Origin of the sequence: Streptomyces sp. NPDC059371 (genome assembly GCF_042751995.1) — a bacterium.
Taxonomy (GTDB): Bacteria; Actinomycetota; Actinomycetes; order Streptomycetales; family Streptomycetaceae; genus Streptomyces.
In genome coordinates, this window is the sequence record NZ_JBHYXD010000005.1 from 70,199 (window position 1) to 96,726 (window position 26,528).

Below are 26,528 nucleotides of genomic sequence, written 5' to 3' on the forward strand. Positions count from 1 at the left end.
TGTCACAGAAACCGGGTTTGTTTGTGGGGTTCATTTTGTGGCACCCCCTGCCGGGCCCGGGCCCGCCCCCAGGGGTATGTGCGCATTTTGGTGGCGTTCGTCCCCCGCTCCCCCCCGCGGTGACTGGAAGGGCCGGCGGCCGGGGAAACCCCCGGCCGGGCCGGTCAGTCGTGCGCGTGCAGCGGCTTGCCCGCGAGCGCGAGGTGGGCCTCGCCGAGCGCCTCGTTCTGCGTCGGGTGGGCGTGGATGAGCTGGGCGACCTCGGCGGGCAGCGCTTCCCAGTTGTAGATGAGCTGGGCTTCGCCGACCTGCTCGCCCATGCGGTCGCCGACCATGTGGACGCCGACCACGGCACCGTCCTTCACCTGGACGAGCTTGATCTCGCCCGAGGTGTTGAGGATCTTGCTCTTGCCGTTGCCCGCGAGGCTGTACTTCAGGGCGACGACCTTGTCCGCACCGTAGATCTCCTTGGCCTTGGCCTCGGTGATACCCACGGAGGCGACCTCGGGGTGGCAGTACGTCACGCGCGGGACGCCGTCGTAGTCGATCGGGACGGTCTTCAGACCGGCCAGCCGCTCCGCGACCAGCATGCCCTCGGCGAAGCCGACGTGCGCGAGCTGGAGCGTCGGGACGAGGTCGCCGACGGCGGAGATGGTGGGGACGTTCGTCCGCATGTACTCGTCGACCAGGACGTAGCCGCGGTCCATCGCGACGCCCTGCTCCTCGTAGCCGAGACCGGCCGAGACCGGGCCGCGGCCGACGGCGACGAGCAGGACCTCGGCCTCGAACTCCTTGCCGTCGGCGAGGGTGACCTTGACACCGTTCTGGGTGTACTCGGCCTTCGAGAAGAAGGTGCCCAGGTTGAACTTGATGCCGCGCTTGCGGAACGCGCGCTCAAGAAGCTTGGAGGAGTTCTCGTCCTCGACCGGGACGAGGTGCTTGAGGCCCTCGATGACCGTCACCTCGGCACCGAAGGACTTCCACGCCGAGGCGAACTCGACGCCGATGACGCCGCCGCCCAGGATGATCGCGGACTGAGGCACGCGGTCCAGGACGAGCGCGTGGTCCGACGAGATGATGCGGTTGCCGTCGATCTCCAGGCCCGGCAGCGACTTCGGCACGGAGCCGGTCGCGAGGAGCACGTGACGGCCCTGGATCCGCTGGCCGTTCACGTCGACGGAGGTCGGGGAGGACAGACGGCCCTCACCCTCGATGTACGTCACCTTGCGGGACGCGATGAGACCCTGCAGACCCTTGTACAGGCCCGAGACGACGCCGTCCTTGTACTTGTGGACGGCGGGTACGTCGATGCCCTCGAAGGTGGCCTTGACGCCGAACTGCGCGCTCTCGCGGGCCTGGTCGGCGATCTCGCCCGCGTGCAGCAGGGCCTTCGTGGGGATGCACCCACGGTGCAGGCAGGTACCGCCGACCTTGTCCTTCTCGATCAGGGCGACGTCCAGGCCCAACTGCGCTCCGCGCAGCGCCGCGGCGTAACCGCCGCTACCGCCGCCGAGGATCACTAGGTCGAAAACGGTGCTGGCGTCGTTCGCCACGTCACGTCCTCCATGCATGTGCGCCGTTACGCCGGGCACCTTTGTCCCTTACGGGCGGTTGACCGGTCGGTCGGCTGGTGTCCGGCCGCTCTTTCTACGGCCCTGTGGTGGGGGCCCTGTCCTGCCGAGAACCCATCTTTGCACTTGTCGAGGGCGAGCGAGACGCCGGGCCGGTGTGTGCGGCGTCTGATCCATCACGTCGACGGGGTGCGGAGCGGGGTGAACCTGCGGATTTCGTCGAGGGCGAAACCTCCGTTCGGCCATACGAGCGGCCCCGGGCGCGTGGACGCCCGGGGCCGTATGCCGTGCCGTACGAGGGCTCAGCCCAGGTCGCCGGCCGCCGTCAGCTCGGCGAGCCGGACCAGGGTGCGGACCGCGGAACCGGTACCGCCCTTGGGGGTGTAGCCGAACGGACCGGCCTCGTTGAACGCGGGGCCCGCGATGTCCAGGTGCGCCCAGGTGATGCCCTCGCCGACGAACTCGCGCAGGAACAGACCGGCGACCAGGCCGCCGCCCATGCGCTCGCCCATGTTGGCGATGTCGGCGGTGGGGGAGTCCATGCCCTTGCGCAGGTGCTCGGGCAGCGGCATCGGCCAGGACTCCTCGCCGACCTCCTCGGCGGCCTCGACGATCGCGGCACGGAACGCGTCGTCGTTGGCCATCACACCGAAGGTGCGGTTGCCGAGCGCCAGCACCATCGCGCCGGTCAGCGTCGCCACGTCGACGATCGCGTCCGGCTTCTCCTCGGAAGCCTTCCACAGCGCGTCCGCCAGGACCAGCCGGCCCTCGGCGTCGGTGTTCAGGACCTCGACGGTCTTGCCGCTGTACATGCGCAGCACGTCACCCGGACGGGTGGCGGAGCCGGACGGCATGTTCTCGGCGAGCGCGAGCCAGCCGGTGACGTTGACGTCCAGGCCGAGACGCGCGGCGGTGACCACGGCGGCGAAGACCGCGGCGGCGCCGGCCATGTCGCACTTCATCGTCTCGTTGTGCCCGGCGGGCTTCAGCGAGATGCCGCCCGAGTCGTAGGTGATGCCCTTGCCGACGAAGGCGAGGTGCTTCTCGGCCTTCGAGGAGGTGTACGACAGCTTCACCAGGCGGGGACCGGCGGCCGAGCCGGAGCCGACGCCGAGGATGCCGCCGAAGCCGCCCTTGACCAGGGCCTTCTCGTCGAACACCTGCACCTTGATGCCGTGCTCCTTGCCGGCCGCGGTGGCGACGGCGGCGAAGGACTCCGGGTTGAGGTCGTTCGGCGGGGTGTTGACGAGGTCGCGGGCGCGGTTGAGCTCCTCGGTCACGGCGGTGGCGCGCGCGAGGGCCGCCTTGTACGCCGCGTCGCGGGGCTTGCCGCCGAGGACGGTCGCCTCGCCGAGGGGACCCTTGCGGCCCTTGGCGGCCTCGTTGCGGCCCGTCTCCTTGTAGGCGTCGAAGCCGTACGCGCCCAGGCGGGCGCCCTCGGCGACGGCACCGGCGTCGGCGGCGTCCGAGACCGGCAGCGCGAACGCGGCCTTCTTGGCACCGGCGAGCGCGCGGGCGGCGACACCGGCCGCGCGGCGCAGCGTCTCGGCGTCGTAGCCGGCCTCGTCCTCCGGGACCGCTCCCAGGCCGACGGCCACCACGACGGGCGTCTTGAATCCGGACGGCGCGGGCAGCTTGGTCACCTCGCCCTCGGAGCCGGAGGCGCCGAGGGTCTCCAGGATTCCGGCGAGCCCGCCGTCGTAGGCGTTGTCAACGGCCTCGGCGCCCGGTGCGACGACCGGGCCCTTGGGGCCCTTCGCGACACCGACGACGATCGCGTCGGCCCGCAGACCGGACGCTGCGGCGGTGCTGAGAGTGAGAGCAGTCACGGTGGTGAGATCTCCGCTTCCATTGAAAGTTCGTGTGGCCGAGAGGGGGTGGGTCGACCGGGCCCGACGGCTGACCCTAGATCCGTCCTCGGGGGCGGTCCTTGCCGGGGCCCCCGAAGGGCCGGGCCAGTACCCGGGACGAGCCTACGCTCGGGGCCGGGTTTCGCTCATTTCTACGGACGTTCACCCACAGGTGGCGCCGTGCCGTATTACCGCCCCTCACTCCCGGTGACCTGAGACACACTCATCGTGTTCAGTGGGCACGCCGTCCACTGCTTTGCACGATTTCCACAGATTCCCCATGGTTTCCACCCGTGGGGGATGCTCGAGGGGGAGAAAGCTACATATGGCACAGAGTCTGCATCGGTGGAGAGGGACGGCTGCCGTCCTGGGGGCCGCCGGACTCCTGGCGCTGGGCATGGGGGCGCCCGGCGCGGCCGCGGCGCCGACGCCGCGGATCGATCTCAAGGTCCTGGTCGTGGACAACGGCGCGGGCCAGGTCGGAGCCATCACCACGGAGCTGAAGAACGAGGGTGTCCCGTACACCACGGTCAACCTGGGCGACGCGAACCGCCCGACCATCAACGCGACGTTCCTGAGCGACACCGTGAACGGCGCCCCGCGCGCCAAGTACCAGGGCGTCGTCCTGCCGAACGAGGCGCCCTTCGGCGCGGGTTCGGCCGAACAGACCGCGCTGGAGACCTACGAGAAGACGTTCGGCATCCCGCAGGTCGACGCCTACACGTGGGCCCACCCCGAGGTCGGTCTCGACTACACCGACCAGAACGGCGGCTGGTCCGGTGTGCTGGACGGCCGGACCACCCAGATCACCGCGGCGGGCACGACCGGCCCGTTCCGCTACCTCGACGGACCCCTGACCTTCGAGGACAACGACCCGGCCGTGCAGGAGACCTACGGCTACGCGGCCCACCCGAGGGACGGGTTCACCAGCTACCTGAACGCGCCCGGCGGCGGTTCGATGCTCGGGCAGTACGAGCACGACGGGCGCCGTGAACTCGTGGTGACCTTCGCCTACAACCAGTACCAGAAGCAGTTCAAGGTCCTGGCGCGCGGAATCGTCGAATGGCTCACCCAGGGAGTCCACCTCGGGCAGGCCAGGAACTACTTCTCCGTCCACGTCGACGACGTCTTCGCGTCCGACGCCCGCTGGGACTCCGAGCGCGACTGCACCCCCGGCGACATCGACTGCGCGGGCAGCGACGGCGAGGACACCACCGCGCCGATCCGGATGACCGCGGCCGACGCCGCCTACGCCGCCCAGTGGGAGGCCGACCGCGGATTCACGCTGGACATGGTCTTCAACGCCGGCGCGGGCGAGGAGTGGAAGTCCGAGAACGGCGGCACCGACGCCCTCACGGACCGGCTGCTCGCCGACAAGGCCAAGTTCCGCTGGATGAACCACACCTACACGCACCTGTTCCTCGGCTGCGTCCAGGACACCACCACCGTCCCCTGGACCTGCTCGATGAACACCAACGGCACCACGAAGTACGTGAGCCGGTCCGACATCTCCGAGCAGATCTCGGACAACAACGACTGGGCGGCCTCCCACGGCCTGTCCACCGACCGCACCGAGCTGGTGACCGGCGAGCACTCGGGCCTCAAGACGCTGCCCCAGCAGCCCGTCGACAACCCGAACCTCGCACGCGCCATGTCCGACAACGGCGTCAAGTGGACCGGGTCCGACAACTCCCGTGAACCCGAGCAGCGTTCGGTCGGCAACGGCGTGACGACCGTCCCCCGCTACCCGATGAACATCTACTACAACACCGGCACACCCCAGGAGATGGCCGACGAGTACAACTACATCTACACCTCGAAGGCCGCCGGCGGCAGCGGCGTGTGCGAGAACAACGCGACGTCGACCTGCCTGCCGGCCCCGCTGAACACGGCCACCGGCTACGCCGACTACATCGTCCCGGCCGAGGCGCGCACCGCGCTCGGGCACGCCATCGGCAACGACCCGCGTCCGCACTACGTCCACCAGTCCAACCTGGCCGAGGGCCGCGTCCTCTACCCGGTCCTGGACAAGGTGCTCGCCGACTACAAGGCGATCTACGCCGACAACACCCCGCTGCAGAACCCCCGCCAGAGCGCCATCGGCACCGAACTGCAGCGCCGTACCGACTGGCAGACCGCCCTGGCGGGCGGCAAGGTCACGGCCTACCGGATCGGCAACCAGGTCACCGTCACCGCCCCGTCCGGGACGCAGATCCCGGTGACCGTGCCCCAGGGGACCACGAAGCAGCTCCTGGTCGGCACCACCCCGTTCGGGACGGCGTACGCGGGAGCGCGCAACGACTGGACCAAGCCGGAGCTTCTTCAGTCCGCGGTCAAGCTGAACCTGCCCGCGTAAGCACGGCGGCATCGCGGCTCGCGACGCGCACCCCGGCCCGACCGGCCGGGGTGCGCTCGTGAGCCGTGCGACGGGGAGCCGGGGGGCTCTCCGGAAGAAACAGTCCCAGGGGGGAACCACGCATGATGCGCACCGGCCGTCATGTCACCATGCTCACCGAAGGCACCTACCCACATGTCCACGGCGGGGTCAGCACCTGGTGCGACCAGTTGGTCAAGGGCATGCCGGAGGTCGACTTCCACATCGTCTCGCTCACCGGCAGCGGCCGCGAACCCGTGACCTGGGAGCTGCCGCCCAACGTCTACCGGCACACCCGCGTCCCGACCTGGGGGCCGCGCCCCGGCCGGGCGCGCCCGCCGCTGGGCCGCGCCCAGCGCCGCTTCGCCGAGATCTACGAACGCTTCCTGCTCTCCTTCCTCGACCCCGACTCGCCCGAGGACTTCGGCGACGCCCTGTTCGAACTGGCCGCGCTCGCCCGCGACGGACGCCTCTCGGCCGCCCTGCGCGGCGAAGCGGCGCTGCGCTCGCTGATGTGGATCTGGACCATGCCGCATCTGCCGACGGCCGCCGCCCGGCCCACCGTGCACGACGCGCTCACCGCGACGGACCTGCTGGAACACGCGCTGCGCCCGCTCGGCGTCCGGATCCCCGAGGACTCCGTCGCCCATGCGGTCAGCAGCGGCCTCGCCACGCTGCCCGCCCTCGTCGCGCACCACCTGGACGGGGTCCCGTTCCTGCTCACCGAGCACGGCATCTATCTGCGCGAGCGCTACCTCGGCTACCGCGGCGCCGGACAGCGCTGGCCCGTCAAGGCGTTCATGCTCGGCTTCTACCGCGAGCTGAACTCCCTCGGCTACCGCGCCGCCGACCTCATCACCCCCTGCAACCAGTACAACCGCCGCTGGGAGGAACGCGGCGGCGCCGATGGCGACCGGATCCGCACGGTCTACAACGGCGTCGACCCGCACGCCTTCCCGCACGCGGGACCCGAACCCGCCGTGCCCACCCTCACCTGGTGCGGCCGGGTCGACCCCATCAAGGACCTGGAGACCCTCCTGCGCGCGTACGCCATGGTGCGCGCCGAGCTGCCCGAGACCCGGCTGCGGCTGTTCGGTCCGGTACCGCCCGGCGGGGAGGCGTACCGCACCCGCCTGGAGAAGCTCGCCGCCGAACTGGGCGTCACCGACGGGCTGACCTTCGAGGGCCGCATCACCGAGGTGTGGCGCGCCTACGCGGCCGGCCACGTCGTCATGCTGTCCTCGATCTCGGAGGGCTTCCCGTTCTCGATCATCGAAGCCATGTCCTGCGGCCGTACGACGGTCTCCACGGACGTGGGCGGGGTCCGGGAGGCCGTCGGCGACACCGGCATCGTCGTCCCGCCGCGCGAACCGGAGAAGATGGCCGCCGCCGCCCTCGCCCTGCTGCGGGACGAGGAACGGCGCCTGGATCTCGGCGAGCTGTCCCGCCGGCGGGTCATCGACCGGTTCACGCTGCGCCGTTCCGTCGACGCGTTCAGGACCGTCTACCAGGAACTGGCCGGGCGGCCCACGGTGTACGAACCCGCCGTGGAGACCGTCGACGACTGGACCCTCGAACTGCGCGACCCCTGGTACCAGGCCGTCGCCACGGACGGGACCGGCTGGTGAGCGGCTCCCTGCGCACCCAGCCCGGAGCGCACGAGGCCACCCGTCCCCTGGTGCCGAGCCAGCGCCGCCCGGCGAGCTGGGGACGGCCCGACCCGATCGACGAACTCGCCGCCGAGCTCGAGGAGTTCGTCACGGTGGCCGTTCATCCCGACGAGGTGGCCGCGCTCCTCGAGTCCGACGGCCTCTCGGACGACCAGATCCGCGAACGGTACGGCGTCACCAACTCCTTCGCCCTCGCCGAGGCGTTGTTCCAGCGCGTCGACCGGGGCTATCCCGAACCGGACGCGCCGGCCCCCGACCCCTGGGTGACCGGTCTGATCGGGTGCCTCCTGCGGGGCGTCGTCTTCGCCCTCCCCGGCCTCGGCTACGTCCTCGCCGCACCGCTCCTCGCGGGGCCGAGGGGCGCGTTCGGACTTCCGGCCGGGACCGTTTCGATGCTCGCCGGGGCGCTGTGCGGCTGGACCTGGAACCAGGGGCTCGCCCACCGCGCGTACACCTGGATGGGGCTCGGCGACCGCGCGGCCGCCCGCCGCGCCCTGCTCGTCGGTACCCCGGTCGGTGTCCTGCTCGGCTCCCTGGTGGCCTTCGCGGCGGCGGGATCGGCCGGCCGGGGCGCCGTCGCCTTCGCCGCCGGGCAGTCCGGCTACCTCGGCGCGGCCACCGTGCTGCTGGTCATGGGCAGGGAACGGACCCTGCTCGCCGCCCTGGCCCCCATGACGGCGGGCGCGGCCCTCACCGTGTTCCACCCGGTCCCCGACCTGGCCCGCGTGGCCCTGCTCCTCGGCTCCCTCGGGGCGGTCGCCGTGCTCGGGCTCATCGAAGTCGCTCCGGCGGTAAGGGAGTTGGGGGAGGGAAGCTGGGGCGCGGGACTGATCGCGCTGCTGCCGTACGGCACCCTGCGGGGCGGCGCCGAGCCGTCCGCGCGCGCCGGTGACCCGCGGCCGGCCTCCGCGGGCCGGCCGGCCACGGGGAAGCGGGTGACGGCTCCGGGCCGCCTCGCCGTTCTCGCCGCGCGGCTGCGCGCCCGCCGGTCCGCCCCGCGCCGGCACGCCGGAACCCTCGCGTACGCCCTCTTCGGGCTCGGCGGCGGTGTCCTCGTGCTGTACGCGGCGCTCGGCGACGTTCTGACCGGAGCGCGTGCGGCCGCCGCCGCACCGGCCGCGGTCGCGCTGACCCTCAGCATGGGTCCCGCCGAGTGGCTGCTCTTCCGCTTCCGCAGCGGCAGCCTCGCCGGACTGCGCTCCAGCACCTCGGCGAGGAGTTTCCGGCGGGTCACCGCCGGCGCGCTCCTGAGGTGCCTGACCGGCTACCTCGCCGCGCTGCTCGTGCTCGGCCTCGGCGTCTCCGCGCTGTGGCCGCACGCGCCCGCCGCCGCGGACGCGGTCAGGCTCGGCGGACTCCTCCTGCTGGGGGTGGTCATGTGGACCGGGCTGCTGCTCCAGTCCTTCGGCGCCGTCACCGGCACCGCCGCCGTGGTCTGTGCCGCCGCGCTCGCCCAGACCGCGGCCCTCGCCACGCACACGGGTGACGCGCACTGGGTGGGCCTGATCGCCTGCGGCGCGGCGGCGGGCGCACAGGCCCTGCTCGTCTGCGCCCGGCTGGGAAAGGTGACGGCCCACCGGTGAAGACCCTCCTCGTCCCGTACTACGAACACCCCGCCGTCCGCCCGGCCGAGTGGGACGCGCTCGTCGCCGCCGCGCCCCGGCTGTACGGCGTGGTGCTCAACCCCGCCAGTGGACCCGGCGACCGCCCCGACCCGGGGTTCGCGGCGGTCGCCGCGCGGCTGCGCGCGGCGGACGTCCGGGTCCTCGGATACGTCGACACGGCGTACGGGCGCCGGCCGCTCGGGGACGTCCAGGGCGAACTGGCCCGCCACCGCGACTGGTTCGGCACCGACGGCGTCTTCCTGGACCAGGTGGCCGCGACAGAGGACGAGTTCGGCTACTACCGGCGGCTGGCGACCGCGGTCCGGGGACTGGACGGCGGCACCCTCGTCCTCAACCACGGCACGGCACCGCACCCTTCGTACGCCCGTGTCGCCGACGTCCTCGTCACCTTCGAAGGCACCTGGGCCGCCTACCGGAGGAAGCCCCCGCCGCCGTGGACGGGCACCGGCGTGGGCCTGTGCCATCTCGTCCACGCGGCGCCCGCCGGAGTCGACACGGCGGCGCTCGCCCGGGAACGGGGTGCCGGACTCTCCTGCGCCGTCCCCGGCACCGGAGACCATCCCTGGGGCACCCTGCCCCACGGGCTCGCCCCCACCCCGTGAACGCGGTGATCAGCCCAGCGAGAGCACCACGAGCGCGGTCGTCGCCGCCGTCTCCGCGAGACCGCCGAACACATCGCCGGTGACACCGCCGAAACGCCTGGTGCAGTGCCGCAGCAGCAGTTCGGCGGTCAGGACGGACAGCACCACCGCCATCGCGGCGCGCACGATGTCGTACGTCCCGACGAGCGCGCCCGCGCCCGCCGCCGCCCCGGTCACGGCCGCCGCGATCAGCAGCGCGCCCCACACCGTCACGGTGCCCGCGACCGCCGCGCCCAGACCCCCGGGGCGGGCCGCGGGCACTCCGGTGCGGGCGGCCAGTGTGAGGGCGAGGCGGGCCGCGGCCGCCGAGACGACGGCGGCGAGGACACCCCGGCCCCACGAGACCTCGTACGCCTGGGTGAGTGCCGCCACCTGGGCGAGCAGGACGAACACGAGGGTGATCACGCCGAACGGCCCGATGTCCGACTGCTTCATGATCCGCAGCGCGTCCTCGGCCGGCTTTCCGCTGCCCAGTCCGTCGGCGGTGTCGGCGAGACCGTCGAGGTGCAGACCCCGGGTCAGCGCGGCCGGTACGGCGGCGGTGGCCACGGCCGCGAGCAGCGGGCCCGAACCCATGGCCAGCAAGGCCACGCCCGCCAGCGCCGCGCCCGCCCCCACCACCAGACCGGTCAGGGGGGCGCACAGCATGCCGCCGCGCGCCGCGTCACGGTCCCAGCGGGTCACCTTCACCGGGAGCACGGTGAGGGTGCCGAAGGCGAAGCGGAGACTGTCGGGCAGGGAGGCGCCGGAGGCGGTCTTGGACATCGGCGCAGGCTACCCGGACGCCCGGAGGGCGGATACAGCGGTGCTGGATAAAGTTCACATATGGGTCATTGGTTGTATCGGAACATCGTCGAGCCAGGGAAACTCCCCCTGTTCCTGGCGCTGGCCTCGTTCGTCGTGACCTTCGTGGTCACCCGCGTCGTCGTGCGGATGATCCGGGCCGGCAAAGGGCCCTTCGGCAACGTCAAGGCCGGCGATCTGCACATCCACCACGTGGTCCCCGGCGTCGTGCTCACGGTGATCGGCGGCTTCGGCGCGGTCGCCGGCAGCCGCTACGGCTTCTGGCCCTGCGCGAGCGCCGTGGTGTTCGGTGTCGGAACGGGTCTCGTACTCGACGAGTTCGCGCTGATCCTGCACCTCGACGACGTCTACTGGACCGATGACGGCCGCAAGAGCGTCGAGGTCGTGGTGGTCACGGCGGCCCTCGTCGGCCTGATGCTCAGCGGCTTCTCACCGTTCGGCGTCAACGACGTCAGCGACCAGGAGGCGCAGGACCGCGCCAGCGCGATCGCGACCATCGCCCTGAACTTCTTCTTCGCGCTGCTCACCCTGAGCAAGGGCAAGGCCCGTATGGCGATCTTCGGAGTGATCGTGCCCTTCATCGCCTTCATCGGCGCCATCAGACTGGCCAAGCCCGCCTCGCCCTGGGCCAAGCGCTTCTACCGGAACCGGCCGCGCGCCCGCGCCAAGGCCACGCTGCGCGCGTACCGGCACGACCGCCGCTGGTCGGGCCCCGCACGCAGGCTTCAGGAGTGGATCGGCGGCAAACCCGACCCCGTTCCCGCCCGCTCCCTGTCCGAACGGCGGTGACGCGCGGCGGACAGAGCGCACACCACCAGCACCGCGGCGATCGCCGCCAGGTGCTCCTTGCCCGCCAGGTTGTCCTTGACGATCACCTCGGCCACCATCGCCCCGATCACGATCGCCACCGTCGCGTACGCCCGGTAGCGCCAGCCCAAGAACACCGCGAGGCCCACCACCGCCGCCGACGGACCGGTGTCGACGACCAGCGCGTCCGCCCCGGGCAGCCCCAGGGGGGCGTGCGGTCCGAGCGCGATGCCGACCCGGGCGTACAGCGTCCCGGCCAGCGTGGCGACGTACGCGACGACGAGGGTGCGCCACCAGCCCAGACAGATCTCGGCGATCCCGAAGACGATCAGGATCTGCGCGAGCGCGCCCCACACGGGCAGATCCAGCGCCGGCACGAACAGGGACAGCGGGGTGCGGACCAGGGCGAGCCACAGCGGGTCCTCGGCCCGGACGGCACCCGTGTTCTGCACCAGCCGGTAGCCCCAGGACCGGTTCTGGACGAACTGGAGGACGGCCGTCAGGCACACCGCGCCGAGGGTCATCGGGACCGCCCGCCACCCCCTCGCCCGCAGGGCCCGGCGCACGGTCGCGTACAGCAGACCCCACTCGGCGCGGGCCCAGCGGGCGAGTGCCCTCATCCGGTCGTCCCCACGGCGCTCCCCGCTCCGGCCCCGGCCGGTCTCATCGGTGCGACTCCAGGTGCTTGCGGTGCAGCCACTTCGGCAGGCCGGGCGCCTCCAGGAACCCCTCGGCGCGCGCGGACGCGACCCCGATGCGTAGCAGGTCCGCGCTCTTCTCGAAGAGCAGGAACCGCGGTTCCCAGATGGGCCGGTACTTGGCGTTGGCCCGGTACAGGGACTCGATCTGCCACCAGCGGGAGAAGAAGCTGAGCAGCGAACGCCAGAGCCGCAGCACCGGACCCGCGCCGAGGCGCGCCCCACGTTCGAAGACCGAACGGAACATCGCGAAGTTGAGCGAGACCTGGGTGATCCCGATCTCCCGGGCACGCCGCAGGAGTTCGATCACCATGAACTCCATGAGCCCGTTCTCCGCGTCGCGGTCGCGCCGCATCAGATCGAGGGAGAGCCCGCCGGGACCCCAGGGGACGAAGGACAGCACCGCCCTCAAGTCGCCTGCGGAGTCGGTGCATTCGAGCATCACGCAGCGTCCGTCCTCGGGGTCGCCGAGCCGTCCCAGCGCCATGCTGAAACCGCGCTCGGTCGCGCCGTCGCGCCAGTCGTCCGCGCGCTGGAGCAGATACGTCATCTCGGCGGCCGGGATGTCCTCGTGCCGTCGGATGCGCACCCGGTACCCGGCCCGCCGGACCCGGTTGTAGGCCTGCCGGACTGTCCGCATCGCCCGTCCCTCAAGGGTGAACTCGGCCGTCTCGACGAGGGCTTCGTCGCCCAGCTCCAGGGCGTCGAGGCCGTGCCGGGCGTAGACGGTGCCCGCCTCCTCGCTCGCGCCCATCACCGCCGGGATCCAGCCGTGCTCCCTGGCCTCGGCGAGCCAGGGCTCGATGGCGCCGGGCCAGGCCTCGGGGTCCCCGATGGGGTCACCGCTCGCCAGGGAGACCCCGCCCACCACCCGGTACGCCACCGCCGCCTTGCCGGTGGGCGACCAGACCACGCTCTTCTCCCGGCGCAGCGAGAAGTAGCCCAGCGAGTCCCGGTCGCCGTTGCGTTCCAGCAGCGCGCGCAGCCGTTTCTCGTCGTCCTCGGTGAGCGGGTCGACGGCGCGGTGGGAGCGGAACGCGGCGTAGAGGACGGCGAGGACCAGCAGGGTGCTGAGCACGTTGATGCTGACGTTGACCCAGTTCGGGGTGGCGATCCCGGGGTAGTGGGAGTCGTCGGCGGCGACCGAGACGAGCCGCAGGGTGCCGTGGCGCCAGCGGTCCAGGAAGGTCGAACGGTGCGCGTCGTGCGCGTCGTTGGTGACGGTGACCAGCAGCGCGGCGAGCAGTGAGGTGACCAGGAGGCCGCCGATCGCGACGGCCGCCGCGAGCTTCGGGTTCGACCGGTCGCCCTTGGCGTAGAACTCCCGGCGGCCGACGGCCAGGGAGCCCACGAAGGCCGCGGTCAGCGCGAGCGAGACCCAGTTCTGCGCGTACTGGCGGATCTCCGGGAACGCCATCGCGACGCCGAACAGCAGCAGGAACAGCCCGCCGAGCACGGAGTTGAGGATCCACGCGGCCCGCTTGCGCCGCCGCATCGTGGTGGCGAGGAACATCGTGAACACGCCGGAGGCGAAGCCGGCGGTCAGCAGATAGGGCGTGAAGTAGTTCTCGGTGTTGTGCCGTCGCACGTCCTGTCCGAGGGAGACCCAGGCGGCGCTCAGAAAGTTGATGAACGTGACCGCGCGCAGGTACCAGACGGCGAGGGCGGCGGCCCGCCGGGAGCCGGCCGTGGACCGCCGGTCCCCGTCACTCCGACGGCCCGAAGCCCGCTCCGGCTCAACAGCAACGGCAATCCCGACATCTCCCATAAAACGGGATGATATGGGGCAAGGGGCCCATGGCGGCGAACCTGCGGTGTCTCCGGCCCATCGGAGATTTCAGCCCCTCCGGCGTTTGAGGAGCGGGGTCTGGGGCGGAGCCCCAGGTACGGGACGGGCAGGGGCGGAGGGGGCGAAAGAAGCTTGTGATGCGACCCGGCGGACCGGGCCTACGCGTCGGAGCCGGGGCTCGGGGTGGACTCGGACGCGGTGCCGGGCTCGGAGTCGGGCCCGGAATCAGAATCGGGGCCAGAGCCGGAATCGGGCTCGGAAGGCTCCTCCGGGGTTTCCTCCGCCGCCGGAACAGCGGCGGCCTCCGGGAGCTCCGCCGCAAGCCGCGCCGCGGCCTGAACCAACGGCAGCGCAAGCAGCGCCCCCGCCCCCTCACCCACGGTCACCCCATGATCGAGCAACGGCTCCAGAGCCATCCGGTCCAACGCCTTCGCCTGCGCCGGCTCCCCACTCCGCTGCCCGGCCAGCCACCAGTCCGGCGCCCGGAAGGCGACCCGCTGACCGACCAGCGCGCACGCCGCCGACACCACACCGTCGAGGATCACCGGCATCTTGCGCACCGCGCTCTGCAGCAGGAACCCGGTCATCGCCGCCAGATCGGGCCCGCCCACCGTCGCCAGAAGCTGAAGCTGGTCCCCGAGCACGGGCCGCGCCCGCCGCAGCGCGTCGCGCACCGCGGCACACTTGCGCATCCACGTGAGGTCGTCGATGGCCTGCCCGCCCCGCCCGGTCACGACGGACGCGTCGGTCCCGCAAAGCGCCGCGACCAGGACGGCCGCCGCCGTGGTCCCGCCCACGCTGATGTCGCCGAGCACCACCAGATCCGTACCGGAGTCCGCCTCCTCGTCGGCGATGGCCACGCCCGCCCGGAACGCGGCCTCGGCCTCCTCCAGGGTCATCGCGTCCTCGACGTCGATCCGCCCCGAACCGCGCCGGACCCGGTGCCGTACGACCTCGTCGGGCAGCCCCCCGGGATCCGACTCCAGCGACATGTCGATCACGCGTACGGGCACGCCCAGCCCGCGGGCCAGCACCGACCCGGGGCTCCCGCCCTCCAGGACCGCCCGGACCAGCCGGCCGGCCTCGCCCGCGGGGCGCGCCGACACGCCGACCACGGCGACGCCGTGGTCGCCCGCGAACAGCACGGCGCGCGGGTGCTCGATCGGCCGTACCGGCACCGCGGACTGCGCCGCCGCCAGCCATTCACCCAGGTCGTCGAGGCGGCCCAGCGCCCCGGGCGGCACGGTCCGGCGCTCCCGGTACGCCTCGGCGTCACGGCGTACGCCTCCGTCGGGACGCTCGATCAGATCGGTGAAGTCGTCGAGATTAAGCGGGCTCATTCGCCGAACAGTACCGGCACTGATCGAACGCGTCCGCGCCACGTCGTTGCGCTCCGGATCCCCATTCCATACGTACCGTTTGTATCGGATTGTCGTACGGCTCGTCCCCGACAGGAGCGTCCATGCCCCCCACCCCGCAGCCGATCTCCGAACACCGTGCCGCCTACGCGGCCGAACTCGCCCGGGGCACCGCCCAATTCCACGAACCACGCCGCGCCGACTGCCCGTGGTGCGGCTCGGACCGCCTGCACACCCGCCTGCGGACGCCGGATCTGCGCCAGCGCAAGCCGGGAACGTTCGTCGTCGACGCATGTGGGGACTGCGCCCACGCCTTCCAGAACCCCCGGCTCACCGCCGAGGGCCTGGCCTTCTACCGGCGGGAGGTGCGCGAGGACGCCCACGACGGCCTCGCCGAACGGCTGCTCGGTGCCCGCGGCGGAGCCGGACGCCACCTCGCGGCGGCCCGCGCCCTGCTGCCCTTCACGGAACCGGAGAGCTGGCTCGACATCGGCACCGGGCACGGACACTTCCCGGCGGCGGCCAAGGAGGTCCACCCGTACACCTCCTTCGACGGCCTCGACCCGACCCGGCGCGTCGAGCGGGCGCGGGCGGTGGGCCGGGTGGAGGAGGCGCACGTCGGACGGCTCACCGACCCGCGGATCGCCGACCGGCTGCGCGCCCGCTACGACGTCGTGAGCATGCTCCACCACCTGGAGCACACCCCCGAACCGCGCGAGGAACTGCGCGCCGCACTGGAGGTGTTGAGACCCGGCGGGCATCTCCTGGTCGAAGTGCCCGACCCCGACTGCGCGTTCGGCGCGCTGCTCGGCAAGTGGTGGCCGGCGTACGGCCAGCCGCGCCATCTGCACCTCATGCCGCTGCCCAACCTGCTCGGCGAACTGGAGGCCCTCGGCTGCGTGGTCGTCGCCACGGACCGGCGCGAGCCGCACATCCCCCACGACCTCTCGGGCGCCCTCGCCCTGGCGCTCGGACACGCCCTCCCCGGACCTGACGCCCCCTGGCGCCCGGCACCGCCGACACCCCTCCAGCGGACCACGCGCCGGGCCCTGAGCCGGGCGTCCGCCCCGCTCCTCGCCTCGGCCGCCGCACTCGACCGGGCGCTTGCCCCCCTGCTGCGCCGCACCAGCTTCTCGAACGCGTACCGAGTCGTCGCCCGCAAGGAGGACTGAGTCCCGCCGCCCGCACGGAGGACGGAACCCCGGCCACCCGCGAGGCGACCCGAACCGCCGCCGCCGACGACGAGGGTGACCCGAACCGCCGCCGGCGAGGGCGACCCGAACCGCCGCCGGCGAGGGCGACCCGAACCGCCGCCCTCCTCCGTCAGCCCCGCAGTGTCAGGGCCTGTCCCGCCACGACCAGCAGCACGTGCTCGCACTCCCCGGCGAAGGCCGCGTTCAGACGGCCGAGTTCGTCGCGGTAGCGGCGTCCGGACGCCGTGGCCGGCACGATGCCCGAGCCGACCTCGTTCGAGACGGCGACGAGCGTGCGGCGGGTGTGGCGGACCGCGGCGACGAGTTCCTCCACGCGGGCGCGCAGGGCGCGTTCACCGCCCCCCGACCACTCGGCGTCGTCCCAGGCGTTCACCGCGTCCATGGCGTCCGTCAGCCACAGCGAGAGACAGTCGACGAGCAGGGGCGGGCCGTCCTCCGCGAGGAGGGGGACCAGGTCGCAGGTCTCGACGGTCCCCCAGGAGCCGGGCCGCCGCTCACGGTGGACCCTCACCCGCTGCGTCCACTCGGAGTCCCCGCCGCGCGTCCCTCCCGTGGCGACGTACAGGACATCGGCGAAGGCCTCCATCCGCCGTTCCGCCTCCACCGACTTGCCCGACCGCGCCCCGCCGAGCACCAGCGTCCTGCGCGGCACGTCGGGCACGTCCTCGTAGACACCCACGTCGAGCGTCGTCCCGTCGGGCACGGCCCGCGCGCCCGCCGCGGCGAGCCGCCTGCGCAGTTCCGCCCCCGGGGGCACGTCGTGGTCGAGGTGCACCGCGATCACGTCCGTCGTCGGGCCGACCGCGCCGGCCGCGCGCAGCCTCGCCAGCGCGTCAGGCCGCCCGACCACACCGAGGAGCACCATGTGGTACACCTCGCCGTTCTCGTCCAGACCCGCGGGGGCCGCGCCCGGCGGCAGATACAGCAGCCGCTGTCCGGCCGGGCCGGTCACCGCGTATCCCGTGCCGGGCGCGTCCATCGGCACCGCCCGCACCCGGTGACCCGTCAGCAGCGCCAACTCCCGTCCGTCGGGCACCCGGCCGGGCTGCGGCAGCCCGGCCGGCACCTCCACGGCGGGCCCGTCGTGCGGATGGGAGAGCAGTACCTGCCGTACGCCGCCCAGCGAGTGCCCGGCGCGGGCCGCCGCGAACGCGGCGCCGGGCGTGAGGTCGAGCAGCAGGGTGCCGTCCACGAGCAGCGCGGTGGCCGCTCGCGCCTCCTCGCCGAGCGCGCTCGCGCAGGCGGCGCAGGGACAGTCGGGGCGGGGCAGGCCCGCGGGGGCACCGGTGCCGAGCAGAGTCAGTTCCACGCCGCCGATTTTTCCGTGTCCCCGGACGTCTTGCGCGTCCGGCTAGGCTTCGGACGGGAGACGGATCTTGTCCGGCTTCCGCTGTGCAGTGTGCTCACACCTTGGAGGCGTACATGGCGGCATGGACGTGGCGGTTCGAGAAGTCCGACGGGACAGAGGTCCAACCCGCGGTGCAGCCGGAGGAGTTCACCACCCAGGGCGACGCCGAGTCCTGGATCGGTGAGGTGTGGAAGGACCTTGTGGCGGGTGGCGCCGACCAGGTTTTCCTCTTCGAGGACAGCACGCAGATCTACGGCCCGATGAGCCTGCACGCCGAAGCGGAGTAGGCCGGTAGGGGTTGCCGGGACCACACCCCGGCAACCCGCCGCCGCCCGCCACGGCACCCGTGCGAGCGACACCGGCGGCGGGCCGCTCGGCGAACCGGGACGGGCTTCGGGGCCGCCCGGCGTCCCGGGACCGGCCGGCGGCTCCGGACCCGACGGCGGCCGGGGCCCGTCAACGGCTCGGAGCCGGTCGGTGACCGTGGGCCCTCAGCCCCGCACGCCGCACAGATGGAGGAGGGCCGCCACCTGGCGGTAGGGGTCCGTCCGGCCGGCCCGCTCCTCCGCGGCCAGCATCGACTCCGCGTCCGGCGGCACCGGGGCACCGTCGGCCGCCGTGTCCGTGAAGACGCGCACCCCGTACCAGGCGTGCAGCGGGGCCCCGATCCCGGCGAGCGTGCCGGTCAGCGTGGCGAGGCGGTCGGCGCGGACGTCGAGGCCGAGCCTGTTCGTGTACGCCGTCGTGTCGAACGAGGCCAGCGCCGTCGTCCAGTCCCCGCCGATCCCCGGCCGCATGGCCAGGGCGTCCGCGTTGCGCACCAGCAGCGAGAGCAGCCCGCCCGGGGCCAGCATCCGCGCCAGCCCGGCCAGCAGGGCGTCCGGCTCCTCGACGTACATCAGGACGCCGTGACACAGCACCACGTCGAAGCTGCCCGGCAGGAAGTGCACACCGGTCTCGTGCCCGTCGCCCTCGATGAGGCGCACCCGGCTCCGGATGCCCTCGGGCTCCGCGGCCAGCGACTCACGGGCCACGGACATCATCGTGGCGTCCCGCTCCAGCCCGGTCACCTGGTGGCCGGCCCGCGCGAGCCGCAGGGACTGTGTGCCCTGGCCCGCCCCGACGTCCAGCACCCGCAGGCGCTGCCCGACCGGATATCGCCCGGTTATCTGCTCATCGAGCTGCCGGGCCACCAGTTCCTGTCGTACGACATCCCGCAGCCCGCCCAGCCTGCTCAGCCAGGCATCCGCCGCGCCCCCGGAGAACGACGTAGTGCTCAGGGCCGCTCTCCGCGCTTGACCTGCGGCTTCGGCAGCCGGAGTCGACGCATCTGGAGCGTGCGCATCAGCGCGTAGCGGACGGCGCCCTTCGTGTTCTCGTCCGGGAAGCGCGCGTTGAGCTGCTTCCTCAGGCGGATCGCGATGACGAACGAGTCGACCACGATCATCACGATGACGACCAGCCAGAGCAGCAGCGCCACGTTCTTGAGAACGGCGACCGGCACCACGCTCAGCATGAGGATGATCACGGCCAGCGGCAGGAAGAGCTCGGCGACGCACAGCCGCGAGTCCACGTAGTCGCGCGCGAACCGGCGCACCTTGCCCTTGTCGCGCACGGGCAGGTAACGCTCGTCCCCGTTGGCGAGGGCCTGGCGCTGCCGCTCCATCGCCGTACGGCGGTCGTCGCGCTGGCGCTTGGCGGCCTCCTTGCGCGTCGTCGGCGTCTGAGCGACGCTGCGGCGCTGGGTCTGGGCCTCACTGCGCTTCGGCGTGGGGCGGCCCTTGGGGGCCTGAGGGTCACGGGTCATCTTGGAGTCGGTCACCAGCGCCTTGTCGGCGGGGGCCTTCTCTTCCTTCGCACGGCTACGGAACACAAAACCCAAGGGTACGGGGTCCGCGAGCATGGACGTCGATCGAGTGGGGAACGATCCGGCAACACCGTGCGTCTGTGCTGGACAGAGGGGACGTCCACCCGGGGTGCACCCCGGGTGCCACCTACTCCTTACGCCGGAGCGGTGGCGGGCGCAGTCGTCCTTGGGGATGAGCGCATCCGTCCCCGAACAGTGCGGTAATGGATGCAGGGCCCGTACTGTGGGTCCTGTTGTAGTACCTGGAGCTGGAGTCAGTCAGAAGGGGGCGCGCGAAGCCCATGAGCGGTGTCATGAAGCGTATGGGGATGATCTTCCGCGCGAAGGCGAACAAGGCCCTTGACCGGGCCGAGGACCCGCGCGAGACCCTCGATTACTCCTATCAGAAGCAGCTCGAGCTGCTCCAGAAGGTCCGGCGCGGTGTCGCCGACGTGGCGACCAGCCGCAAGCGTCTGGAACTTCAGCTCAACCAGCTCCAGAACCAGTCCTCCAAGCTGGAGGACCAGGGGCGCAAGGCCCTGGCGCTCGGCCGCGAGGACCTCGCCCGTGAGGCGCTGTCCCGCCGCGCCGCGCTCCAGCAGCAGGTCACCGACCTGGAGACGCAGCACCAGACCCTTCAGGGCGAGGAGGAGAAGCTCACCCTCGCGGCACAGCGTCTGCAGGCCAAGGTCGACGCCTTCCGTACGAAGAAGGAAACGATCAAGGCGACGTACACGGCGGCCCAGGCACAGACCCGGATCGGCGAGGCCTTCTCCGGCATCTCCGAGGAGATGGGCGACGTGGGGCTCGCCATCCAGCGCGCCGAGGACAAGACCGCGCAGCTCCAGGCGCGGGCCGGCGCGATCGACGAGCTGCTCGCCTCCGGGGCCCTGGACGACCAGTCCGGGCTGGCGAAGGACGACATCCAGAGCGAGCTCGACCGGATCTCCGGCGGCTCGGACGTGGAACTGGAGCTGCAGCGCATGAAGGCCGAGCTGGCCGGCGGTTCCTCGTCGCAGAAGCAGGCGATCGAGGGCGGCACGGGCCAGTCCCAGCCCTCGCAGCAGCAGGACACTCCGCGCTTCGACAAGCAGTGACCTGGCGGGCCCATGCCTGAGGAGGCGACATGATCGTACGGATCATGGGGGAGGGGCAGGTGAGGCTGGACGACGGCCGGCTCACCACCCTGAACAAGCTGGACAACGAACTGCTCACCGAGATGGAGAGGGGTGACGAGTCCGGCTTCCGCCGCACTCTGGCGGCCCTCCTGGACGCGGTGCGCGCCTCCGGGACCCCGCTCCCCGACGACTCGCTGGAGCCGTCGGAGCTCATCCTCCCGTCTCCGGACGCCACTCTCGAAGAGGTCCGCGAGATGCTCAGCGACGACGGCCTGATCCCCGGCTGACCACTCCCCGCGTTCCGGGCGCCGCCCGGGACGCCGGGGCCGGCCCGCGCCCCGGGCGTGAGACGGGCCGGGCCCGCGGTGGTGCCGTACCGGCAGGTCTCAAGCCCGGCAGGGCCCCGTACCGTGGACCGGATGAGCACCCTGGAGCGTATGAGGGACTGGCTGCGCGACCACCGCCTCGCCCTGGACGCCGCCGTCGCCGGCGGCGTCCTCGTCAGCATGGTGGCCGGCTCCTTCGTCGACGCGCACGGTGCCGACGGGACGACCTGGAGCGCCCGCACCCCGGACGTCCTCAGCCTCGCCCTGATGGTCCTCGCGGCCGCGGCCCTGGTCTTCCGCCGTCGCGCCCCGATGACGGTCCTCGCGGCGACCGTAGGCGTCTCCCTGGTGGAACTGGTGACCGCCGACCCCCGCGCCCCGGTGGCCATGTCCGCCGTCGTCGCCCTCTACACCGTGGCCTCGTCCACCGACCGTCCCACCACCTGGCGCGTCGGCCTGGTCACCATGACCGTCCTGACGGCCGTCGCCATGCTCGCCGGGCCGCTGCCCTGGTACGCCCAGGACAACCTCGGCGTCTTCGCCTGGACCGGCATGGCCGCCGCGGCCGGTGACGCCGTCCGCAGCCGGCGCGCCTTCGTCCACGCGATCAAGGAACGCGCCCTGCGGGCCGAGCGCACCCGGGAGGAGGAGGCGCGCCGCCGGGTCGCCGAGGAGCGGCTGCGGATCGCCCGCGACCTGCACGACGTCGTCGCCCACCACATCGCCCTCGTCAACGTGCAGGCCGGAGTCGCCGCCCACGTCATGGACAAGCGCCCCGACCAGGCCAAGGAGGCGCTCGCCCACGTACGGGAGGCGAGCCGGTCCGCGCTGAACGAACTGCGCGCGACCGTCGGCCTGCTGCGTCAGTCCGGCGACCCCGAGGCCCCGACCGAGCCCGCCCCCGGGCTGGCCCGGCTCGACGAGCTCGCGGACACCTTCCGCAACGCGGGACTCCCCGTCGAGGTGGCCCGTTCCGACTCCGGAACGGTGCTGCCCGCGGCCGCCGACCTCGCCGCGTACCGGGTGATCCAGGAGGCCCTGACCAATGTGCGCAAGCACGCGGGCCAGGGGGCGAAGGCCGAGGTCAGCGTGGTCCGGGTCGGTCCCGTGGTGGAGGTGACCGTCCTCGACAACGGCCCGGGACACGGCACCGGCCCCGGCGGGGAGGCCGTCCCGGGACAGGCGCCCGGCCCGGGAGCGGAGGACAACGGCCCCGGAGAGGACACCGGGCCGCAGGAGGGCGGCGGCCACGGGCTGCTCGGCATGCGCGAGCGCGTCACCGCGATCGGCGGGAGCTGCACGGCCGGTCCCCGCTACGGAGGCGGTTTCCGCGTCCATGCGATCCTTCCGGTCAAGAACCGTGCGACTGCCCTGGGGGACCCCGTATGACGATCCGAGTCGTGCTCGCCGACGACCAGGCGCTGCTGCGCAGCGCCTTTCGCGTGCTGGTCGACTCGGAGCCCGACATGGAGGTCGTCGGGGAGGCCTCCGACGGCGCCCAGGCCGTGACGGTGACCCGCGAGGAGCGGGCCGACGTGGTGCTGATGGACATCAGGATGCCGGGCACCGACGGACTCGCCGCCACCCGGCAGATCACCGCCGACCCGGGCCTCGCGCACGTACGCGTCGTGATGCTGACCACCTTCGAGGTCGACGAGTACGTCGTGCAGTCGCTGCGCGCCGGCGCGTCCGGGTTCCTCGGCAAGGGCGCCGAGCCCGAGGAACTGCTGAACGCCATCCGGATCGCCGCGGGCGGAGAGGCGCTGCTCTCCCCGGCCGCGACCAAAGGCCTCATCGCCCGGTTCCTCGCGCGGGGCGACGACGACGAGCCGGGTGCCGCCCGCTCCGAGCGGCTCGAAGCGCTCACCGGGCGCGAGCGCGAGGTGCTCGTCCAGGTCGCCGCGGGCCACTCCAACGACGAGATCGCCGAGCGTCTCGAAGTGAGTCCGCTCACGGTGAAGACGCACGTCAACCGGGCCATGGCCAAGCTGGGCGCCCGCGACCGGGCCCAGCTGGTGGTCATCGCGTACGAGTCGGGGCTGGTACGCCCGAGGGTGGACTGAGCGTTACCTGCGCGTACTGCGCCTGGAGTAGGTTCCGGGTAAGGAAATGGACCCAGGGGCTACGGATCGTCGCCCTTTCATGGCCCAGGGTGTGACGTGGGGCGTTCCCCAGTCCCCCGCCTTCCGCTCGAACCACAGAAGAGAGACCCACCACCCATGTCCTGGCTGTCCAGATTCAGCCTCGCGCAGCGGGCCCTCATCGGGCTGATGTCGATCATCGCGCTCGCTTTCGGGGCGATAGCGATCCCCCAGCTCAAGCAGCAGCTGCTGCCCACCATCGAACTGCCCATGGTGTCCGTGCTCGCGCCGTACCAGGGTGCGTCTCCGGATGTGGTCGAGAAGCAGGTCGTCGAGCCCATCGAGGACAGCCTCGAAGCCGTCGACGGCATCACCGGTGTCACCTCCACCGCGAGCGAGGGCAACGCCGTCATCATGGCGTCCTTCGACTACGGCAACGACACCAAGCAGCTCGTCGCCGACGTCCAGCAGGCCGTCAACCGGGCCCGCGCCCAGCTCCCTGACGACGTCGACCCGCAGGTCATCGCCGGTTCGACGGACGACATGCCGACCGTCGTCCTCGCCGTCACCTCCGGCAAGGACCAGCAGGCCCTGGCCGACCAGCTCGACCGCACGGTCGTCCCCGCCCTCGACGGCATCGACGGCGTCGGCCGGGTCGCGGTCACCGGTGTGCGTGACCTCCAGGTCACCGTCACGCCCGACGAGAAGAAGCTGGCGAAGGCCGGCCTCACCACGGCCGCCCTCGGCCAGGCCCTCCAGGCCGGCGGGGCGACCGTCCCGGCCGGCTCGTTCGACGAGGACGGCAGCAACCAGACCGTGCGGGTCGGCGGCGGCTTCACCTCGCTGGGGCAGATCCAGGACCTGATGGTCGCGGGTCAGCCCGGCAAGAAGCCGGTGCGCCTCGGCAGCGTCGCCGCCGTGAAGCAGGAGCCGGCCAAGGCCGACTCCATCACGCGCACCGACGGCAGCCCGAGCCTCGCCGTGATGGTCACCATGGACCACGACGGCAGCGCCGTCGCCATCTCCGACGCGGTCAAGGACAAGCTTCCCGGCCTGCGCGCCGACCTGGGCGCCGGTTCGGCGATCACCGTCGTCAGCGACCAGGGTCCGGCGGTCTCCAAGTCCATCCACGGGCTGACCACCGAGGGCGCCCTCGGCCTGCTGTTCGCGGTTCTGGTCATCCTGCTCTTCCTGGCGTCGGTCCGCTCGACGCTGGTCACCGCGGTGTCGATCCCGCTGTCCGTGGTGCTGGCCCTGGTCGTGCTGTGGACCCGTGACCTGTCGCTCAACATGCTGACGCTCGGCGCGCTCACCATCGCGATCGGCCGGGTCGTCGACGACTCGATCGTCGTCCTGGAGAACATCAAGCGGCACCTCGGGTACGGCGAGGAACGCGAGGAGGCGATCCTCACCGCGGTCCGCGAGGTGGCCGGAGCGGTCACCTCCTCGACGCTCACCACGGTCGCCGTCTTCCTGCCGATCGGGCTGACCGGCGGCATGGTCGGCGAACTGTTCGGCTCCTTCAGCCTCACGGTCACGGCGGCGCTCCTCGCGTCCCTGCTCGTCTCGCTGACGGTCGTCCCCGTGCTCTCGTACTGGTTCCTGCGCGCACCCAAGGGCACCCCGGCGGACGCCGCGGAGGCCCGCCGCCAGGCCGAGGAGAAGGAGGAGCGCAGCCGTCTCCAGCGCTTCTACGTCCCGGTCCTGCGCTTCGCCACCCGCCGCAGGCTGACCAGCGTGCTGATCGCGGCCGCGATCCTCGTCGGCACCTTCGGCATGGCGCCCCTGCTGAAGACGAACTTCTTCGACCAGGGCGAGCAGGAAGTCCTCAGCGTCAAGCAGCAGTTGAAGCCGGGCACCAGCCTGGCGACGACCGACGCGCAGGCGAAGAAGGTCGAGAAGGTCCTCGACGGCATCAAGGGCGTCAAGGACTACCAGGTCACCATCGGCTCCTCCGGCTTCATGGCGGCCTTCGGCGGCGGTACGGACACCAACCAGGCGTCGTACCAGGTCATGCTGGAGGACTCCGCGTCCTCGAAGGACGTCCAGGACCGCGTGGAGAGCGAGCTCGGCAAGCTCTCCGGCGCCGGCACCATCACGGTCGCGGCCGGCGACGGGTTCGGCAGCCAGGACCTCAAGGTCGTGGTGAAGGCCGCGGACGGGGACGTGCTGCGCAAGGCGGCCGGCCAGGTCCGCGAGGAGGTCGCGAAGCTCGACGACGTCACCGACGTCACGAGCGACCTGTCGCAGAGCGTGCCGCGCATCTCGGTCAAGGCCAACTCCAAGGCGGCGGCGGCCGGTTTCAACGACGCCACGCTCGGCGCGGCGGTCACCCAGGCGGTACGCGGAACCACCAGCGGCAAGGCGACCCTGGACGACACCGAGCGGGACGTCGTCATCAGGTCCGCCGAGCCGGTCACCACGATCCAGGAGCTGCGCGGGCTGCGGCTCGGCGCGGTCAAGCTCGGTGACATCGCGGACGTGAAGCTGGTCGACGGGCCGGTCGCGATGACCCGGATCGACGGACAGCGGGCCGCCACGATCACCGCCAGGCCGACCGGTGACAACACCGGCGCGGTCAGCAACGACCTCACGGCGAAGCTCGCGAAGCTGAAGCTGCCCGCCGGCGCCACGGCGTCGATCGGCGGTGTCTCCTCGGACCAGAGCGACGCGTTCAAGAACCTGGGCCTGGCGATGCTGGCGGCGATCGCGATCGTCTTCATGCTGCTGGTGGCGACGTTCCGCTCGCTGGTCCAGCCGCTGATCCTGCTCGTGTCGATCCCGTTCGCGGCGACCGGCGCGATCGGCCTGCTCATCGTCACGGGCACCCCGATGGGTGTCCCCGCGATGATCGGCATGCTGATGCTCATCGGCATCGTGGTGACGAACGCGATCGTGCTGATCGACCTCGTCAACCAGTACCGGGCGCAGGGCTACGGCGTGGTCGAGGCCGTGATCGAGGGCGGCCGGCACCGGCTCCGCCCGATCCTGATGACGGCGCTGGCGACGATCTTCGCGCTGCTGCCGATGGCGCTGGGCGTGACCGGTGAGGGCGGCTTCATCGCGCAGCCGCTCGCGGTGGTCGTGATCGGCGGACTCATCAGCTCGACGCTGCTGACGCTGCTGCTCGTCCCGACGCTCTACGCGATGATCGAACTGCGCAAGGAGCGCCGGGCGAAGAAGAAGGCGGCGAAGCGCGAGGCGAAGTCCGGCACCGTCACGGGCGCCGTCGCCGACGAGGACAAGTCCCCGGAGCCGGCCGGAGTCTGATCCGGTTCCGACAAGCAAAAAGAAGTGGGGGGCGGCGGGCGCGGATGGGGGGGGGTGGGAGTGGTGGTGGGGGGGGGGGGGGGGGGCGGGGGCGGGGGGCGCCCGCCCGCGCACGCCCCCCCGCGCCCGCACACACAC

At 72.2% G+C, this 26,528-nt stretch carries 21 protein-coding genes; 12 read left to right on the plus strand and 9 right to left on the minus strand.

The genetic code is table 11. The features are described 5' to 3' along the window. Positions 1 to 164: 164 nt before the first annotated feature. On the minus strand, positions 165 to 1,553 hold the full coding sequence (lpdA, locus tag ACFXGX_RS04825; RefSeq protein WP_384784684.1) for a dihydrolipoyl dehydrogenase: 1,389 nt from the start codon (positions 1,551 to 1,553) through the stop codon (positions 165 to 167). Positions 1,554 to 1,873: 320 nt separating this feature from the next. Further along, the gene (locus ACFXGX_RS04830) at positions 1,874 to 3,400 is read right to left on the minus strand and encodes a leucyl aminopeptidase (protein ID WP_384784686.1); all 1,527 of its coding nucleotides are present in this window, start codon (positions 3,398 to 3,400) and stop codon (positions 1,874 to 1,876) included. A gap of 346 nt (positions 3,401 to 3,746) precedes the next feature. On the opposite strand from ACFXGX_RS04830, the gene ACFXGX_RS04835 reads away from it, so the two are divergent. The 4 genes from ACFXGX_RS04835 (at position 3,747) to ACFXGX_RS04850 (ending at position 9,692) form a co-directional block, all read left to right on the plus strand. Then, on the plus strand, positions 3,747 to 5,777 hold the full coding sequence (locus ACFXGX_RS04835) for a hypothetical protein (RefSeq protein ID WP_384784688.1): 2,031 nt from the start codon (positions 3,747 to 3,749) through the stop codon (positions 5,775 to 5,777). Between the two features lie 122 nt (positions 5,778 to 5,899). Next, positions 5,900 to 7,423: a GT4 family glycosyltransferase PelF gene (pelF, locus tag ACFXGX_RS04840; protein ID WP_384784690.1), complete on the plus strand. Its 1,524-nt coding sequence runs from the start codon at positions 5,900 to 5,902 to the stop codon at positions 7,421 to 7,423. After that, on the plus strand, positions 7,420 to 9,048 hold the full coding sequence (locus tag ACFXGX_RS04845) for a hypothetical protein (protein ID WP_384784692.1): 1,629 nt from the start codon (positions 7,420 to 7,422) through the stop codon (positions 9,046 to 9,048). The genes pelF and ACFXGX_RS04845 overlap by 4 nt, the downstream gene beginning before the upstream one ends. Continuing rightward, positions 9,045 to 9,692 (plus strand): spherulation-specific family 4 protein, encoded by a 648-nt coding sequence (locus ACFXGX_RS04850; protein WP_384784694.1) that lies wholly within the window; start codon positions 9,045 to 9,047, stop codon positions 9,690 to 9,692. Before ACFXGX_RS04845 ends, ACFXGX_RS04850 begins: the two co-directional genes overlap by 4 nt. A 9-nt stretch (positions 9,693 to 9,701) precedes the next feature. Here ACFXGX_RS04850 and ACFXGX_RS04855 read toward each other — a convergent pair whose 3' ends face one another. Beyond that, positions 9,702 to 10,496, minus strand: coding sequence for an adenosylcobinamide-GDP ribazoletransferase (locus ACFXGX_RS04855; RefSeq protein ID WP_384784696.1), 795 nt, complete (start codon positions 10,494 to 10,496; stop codon positions 9,702 to 9,704). A gap of 60 nt (positions 10,497 to 10,556) precedes the next feature. Between ACFXGX_RS04855 and ACFXGX_RS04860 the strand changes: the two genes are divergently transcribed. Further along, a complete protein-coding gene (locus ACFXGX_RS04860; protein WP_384784698.1) occupies positions 10,557 to 11,324 on the plus strand; it encodes a hypothetical protein in 768 nt (255 codons plus the stop codon). Here the strand turns inward: ACFXGX_RS04860 and ACFXGX_RS04865 are convergent. The 3 genes from ACFXGX_RS04865 to cobT all read right to left on the minus strand — a co-directional run bounded on the left by ACFXGX_RS04865 (position 11,261) and on the right by cobT (position 15,169). Beyond that, complete coding sequence (locus ACFXGX_RS04865) at positions 11,261 to 11,962, minus strand: hypothetical protein (RefSeq protein ID WP_384784700.1); 702 nt, start codon at positions 11,960 to 11,962, stop codon at positions 11,261 to 11,263. The genes ACFXGX_RS04860 and ACFXGX_RS04865 overlap by 64 nt on opposite strands. A 43-nt stretch (positions 11,963 to 12,005) precedes the next feature. Continuing rightward, on the minus strand, positions 12,006 to 13,808 hold the full coding sequence (locus tag ACFXGX_RS04870) for a phosphatidylglycerol lysyltransferase domain-containing protein (RefSeq protein WP_384784702.1): 1,803 nt from the start codon (positions 13,806 to 13,808) through the stop codon (positions 12,006 to 12,008). Between the two features lie 179 nt (positions 13,809 to 13,987). Continuing rightward, positions 13,988 to 15,169: a nicotinate-nucleotide--dimethylbenzimidazole phosphoribosyltransferase gene (gene cobT, locus ACFXGX_RS04875; RefSeq protein ID WP_384784704.1), complete on the minus strand. Its 1,182-nt coding sequence runs from the start codon at positions 15,167 to 15,169 to the stop codon at positions 13,988 to 13,990. 122 nt (positions 15,170 to 15,291) lie between these two features. Here cobT and ACFXGX_RS04880 point away from each other — a divergent pair, with 122 nt between their 5' ends. After that, positions 15,292 to 16,359, plus strand: coding sequence for a class I SAM-dependent methyltransferase (locus tag ACFXGX_RS04880; protein WP_384784706.1), 1,068 nt, complete (start codon positions 15,292 to 15,294; stop codon positions 16,357 to 16,359). 151 nt (positions 16,360 to 16,510) lie between these two features. Here the strand turns inward: ACFXGX_RS04880 and ACFXGX_RS04885 are convergent, their stop codons facing one another. Then, complete coding sequence (locus tag ACFXGX_RS04885) at positions 16,511 to 17,710, minus strand: bifunctional adenosylcobinamide kinase/adenosylcobinamide-phosphate guanylyltransferase (RefSeq protein ID WP_384784708.1); 1,200 nt, start codon at positions 17,708 to 17,710, stop codon at positions 16,511 to 16,513. Between the two features lie 113 nt (positions 17,711 to 17,823). Here ACFXGX_RS04885 and ACFXGX_RS04890 point away from each other — a divergent pair, with 113 nt between their 5' ends. Further along, the gene (locus ACFXGX_RS04890) at positions 17,824 to 18,036 is read left to right on the plus strand and encodes a hypothetical protein (RefSeq protein WP_355772582.1); all 213 of its coding nucleotides are present in this window, start codon (positions 17,824 to 17,826) and stop codon (positions 18,034 to 18,036) included. Between the two features lie 204 nt (positions 18,037 to 18,240). Here the strand turns inward: ACFXGX_RS04890 and ACFXGX_RS04895 are convergent, their stop codons facing one another. Further along, entirely contained in the window at positions 18,241 to 18,942 is a 702-nt protein-coding gene (locus ACFXGX_RS04895; RefSeq protein WP_384784710.1) for a class I SAM-dependent methyltransferase, read from the minus strand. Between the two features lie 83 nt (positions 18,943 to 19,025). Beyond that, positions 19,026 to 19,652 carry a DUF3043 domain-containing protein gene (locus tag ACFXGX_RS04900; protein WP_384784712.1) on the minus strand — a complete coding sequence of 209 codons (627 nt, stop codon included), beginning with the start codon at positions 19,650 to 19,652 and terminating at the stop codon, positions 19,026 to 19,028. A gap of 245 nt (positions 19,653 to 19,897) precedes the next feature. Here ACFXGX_RS04900 and ACFXGX_RS04905 point away from each other — a divergent pair, with 245 nt between their 5' ends. The 5 genes from ACFXGX_RS04905 (at position 19,898) to ACFXGX_RS04925 (ending at position 26,390) form a co-directional block, all read left to right on the plus strand. Then, a complete protein-coding gene (locus tag ACFXGX_RS04905) occupies positions 19,898 to 20,692 on the plus strand; it encodes a PspA/IM30 family protein (protein ID WP_384784714.1) in 795 nt (264 codons plus the stop codon). Positions 20,693 to 20,721: 29 nt separating this feature from the next. After that, entirely contained in the window at positions 20,722 to 21,000 is a 279-nt protein-coding gene (locus ACFXGX_RS04910) for a hypothetical protein (RefSeq protein WP_384784716.1), read from the plus strand. Between the two features lie 132 nt (positions 21,001 to 21,132). Continuing rightward, positions 21,133 to 22,428 (plus strand): sensor histidine kinase, encoded by a 1,296-nt coding sequence (locus tag ACFXGX_RS04915; protein ID WP_384784718.1) that lies wholly within the window; start codon positions 21,133 to 21,135, stop codon positions 22,426 to 22,428. Further along, on the plus strand, positions 22,425 to 23,102 hold the full coding sequence (locus tag ACFXGX_RS04920) for a response regulator (RefSeq protein ID WP_384784720.1): 678 nt from the start codon (positions 22,425 to 22,427) through the stop codon (positions 23,100 to 23,102). The genes ACFXGX_RS04915 and ACFXGX_RS04920 overlap by 4 nt, the downstream gene beginning before the upstream one ends. Positions 23,103 to 23,258: 156 nt before the next feature. Beyond that, a complete protein-coding gene (locus ACFXGX_RS04925; RefSeq protein WP_384784722.1) occupies positions 23,259 to 26,390 on the plus strand; it encodes an efflux RND transporter permease subunit in 3,132 nt (1,043 codons plus the stop codon). The last annotated feature ends 138 nt before the right edge of the window (positions 26,391 to 26,528 follow it).

Coding starts and splice junctions, on each gene's coding strand:
- ACFXGX_RS04905 (WP_384784714.1), top strand. CDS start 19,898: ATGAGCGGTGTCATGAAGCGTATGGGGATGATCTTCCGCGCGAAGGCG.
- ACFXGX_RS04910 (WP_384784716.1), top strand. CDS start 20,722: ATGATCGTACGGATCATGGGGGAGGGGCAGGTGAGGCTGGACGACGGC.
- ACFXGX_RS04855 (WP_384784696.1), bottom strand. CDS start 10,496: ATGTCCAAGACCGCCTCCGGCGCCTCCCTGCCCGACAGTCTCCGCTTC.
- ACFXGX_RS04835 (WP_384784688.1), top strand. CDS start 3,747: ATGGCACAGAGTCTGCATCGGTGGAGAGGGACGGCTGCCGTCCTGGGG.
- ACFXGX_RS04925 (WP_384784722.1), top strand. CDS start 23,259: ATGTCCTGGCTGTCCAGATTCAGCCTCGCGCAGCGGGCCCTCATCGGG.
- ACFXGX_RS04870 (WP_384784702.1), bottom strand. CDS start 13,808: ATGGGAGATGTCGGGATTGCCGTTGCTGTTGAGCCGGAGCGGGCTTCG.
- cobT (WP_384784704.1), bottom strand. CDS start 15,169: ATGAGCCCGCTTAATCTCGACGACTTCACCGATCTGATCGAGCGTCCC.
- ACFXGX_RS04880 (WP_384784706.1), top strand. CDS start 15,292: ATGCCCCCCACCCCGCAGCCGATCTCCGAACACCGTGCCGCCTACGCG.
- pelF (WP_384784690.1), top strand. CDS start 5,900: ATGATGCGCACCGGCCGTCATGTCACCATGCTCACCGAAGGCACCTAC.
- ACFXGX_RS04900 (WP_384784712.1), bottom strand. CDS start 19,652: ATGCTCGCGGACCCCGTACCCTTGGGTTTTGTGTTCCGTAGCCGTGCG.
- ACFXGX_RS04920 (WP_384784720.1), top strand. CDS start 22,425: ATGACGATCCGAGTCGTGCTCGCCGACGACCAGGCGCTGCTGCGCAGC.
- ACFXGX_RS04860 (WP_384784698.1), top strand. CDS start 10,557: ATGGGTCATTGGTTGTATCGGAACATCGTCGAGCCAGGGAAACTCCCC.
- ACFXGX_RS04915 (WP_384784718.1), top strand. CDS start 21,133: ATGAGCACCCTGGAGCGTATGAGGGACTGGCTGCGCGACCACCGCCTC.
- ACFXGX_RS04865 (WP_384784700.1), bottom strand. CDS start 11,962: ATGAGGGCACTCGCCCGCTGGGCCCGCGCCGAGTGGGGTCTGCTGTAC.
- ACFXGX_RS04890 (WP_355772582.1), top strand. CDS start 17,824: ATGGCGGCATGGACGTGGCGGTTCGAGAAGTCCGACGGGACAGAGGTC.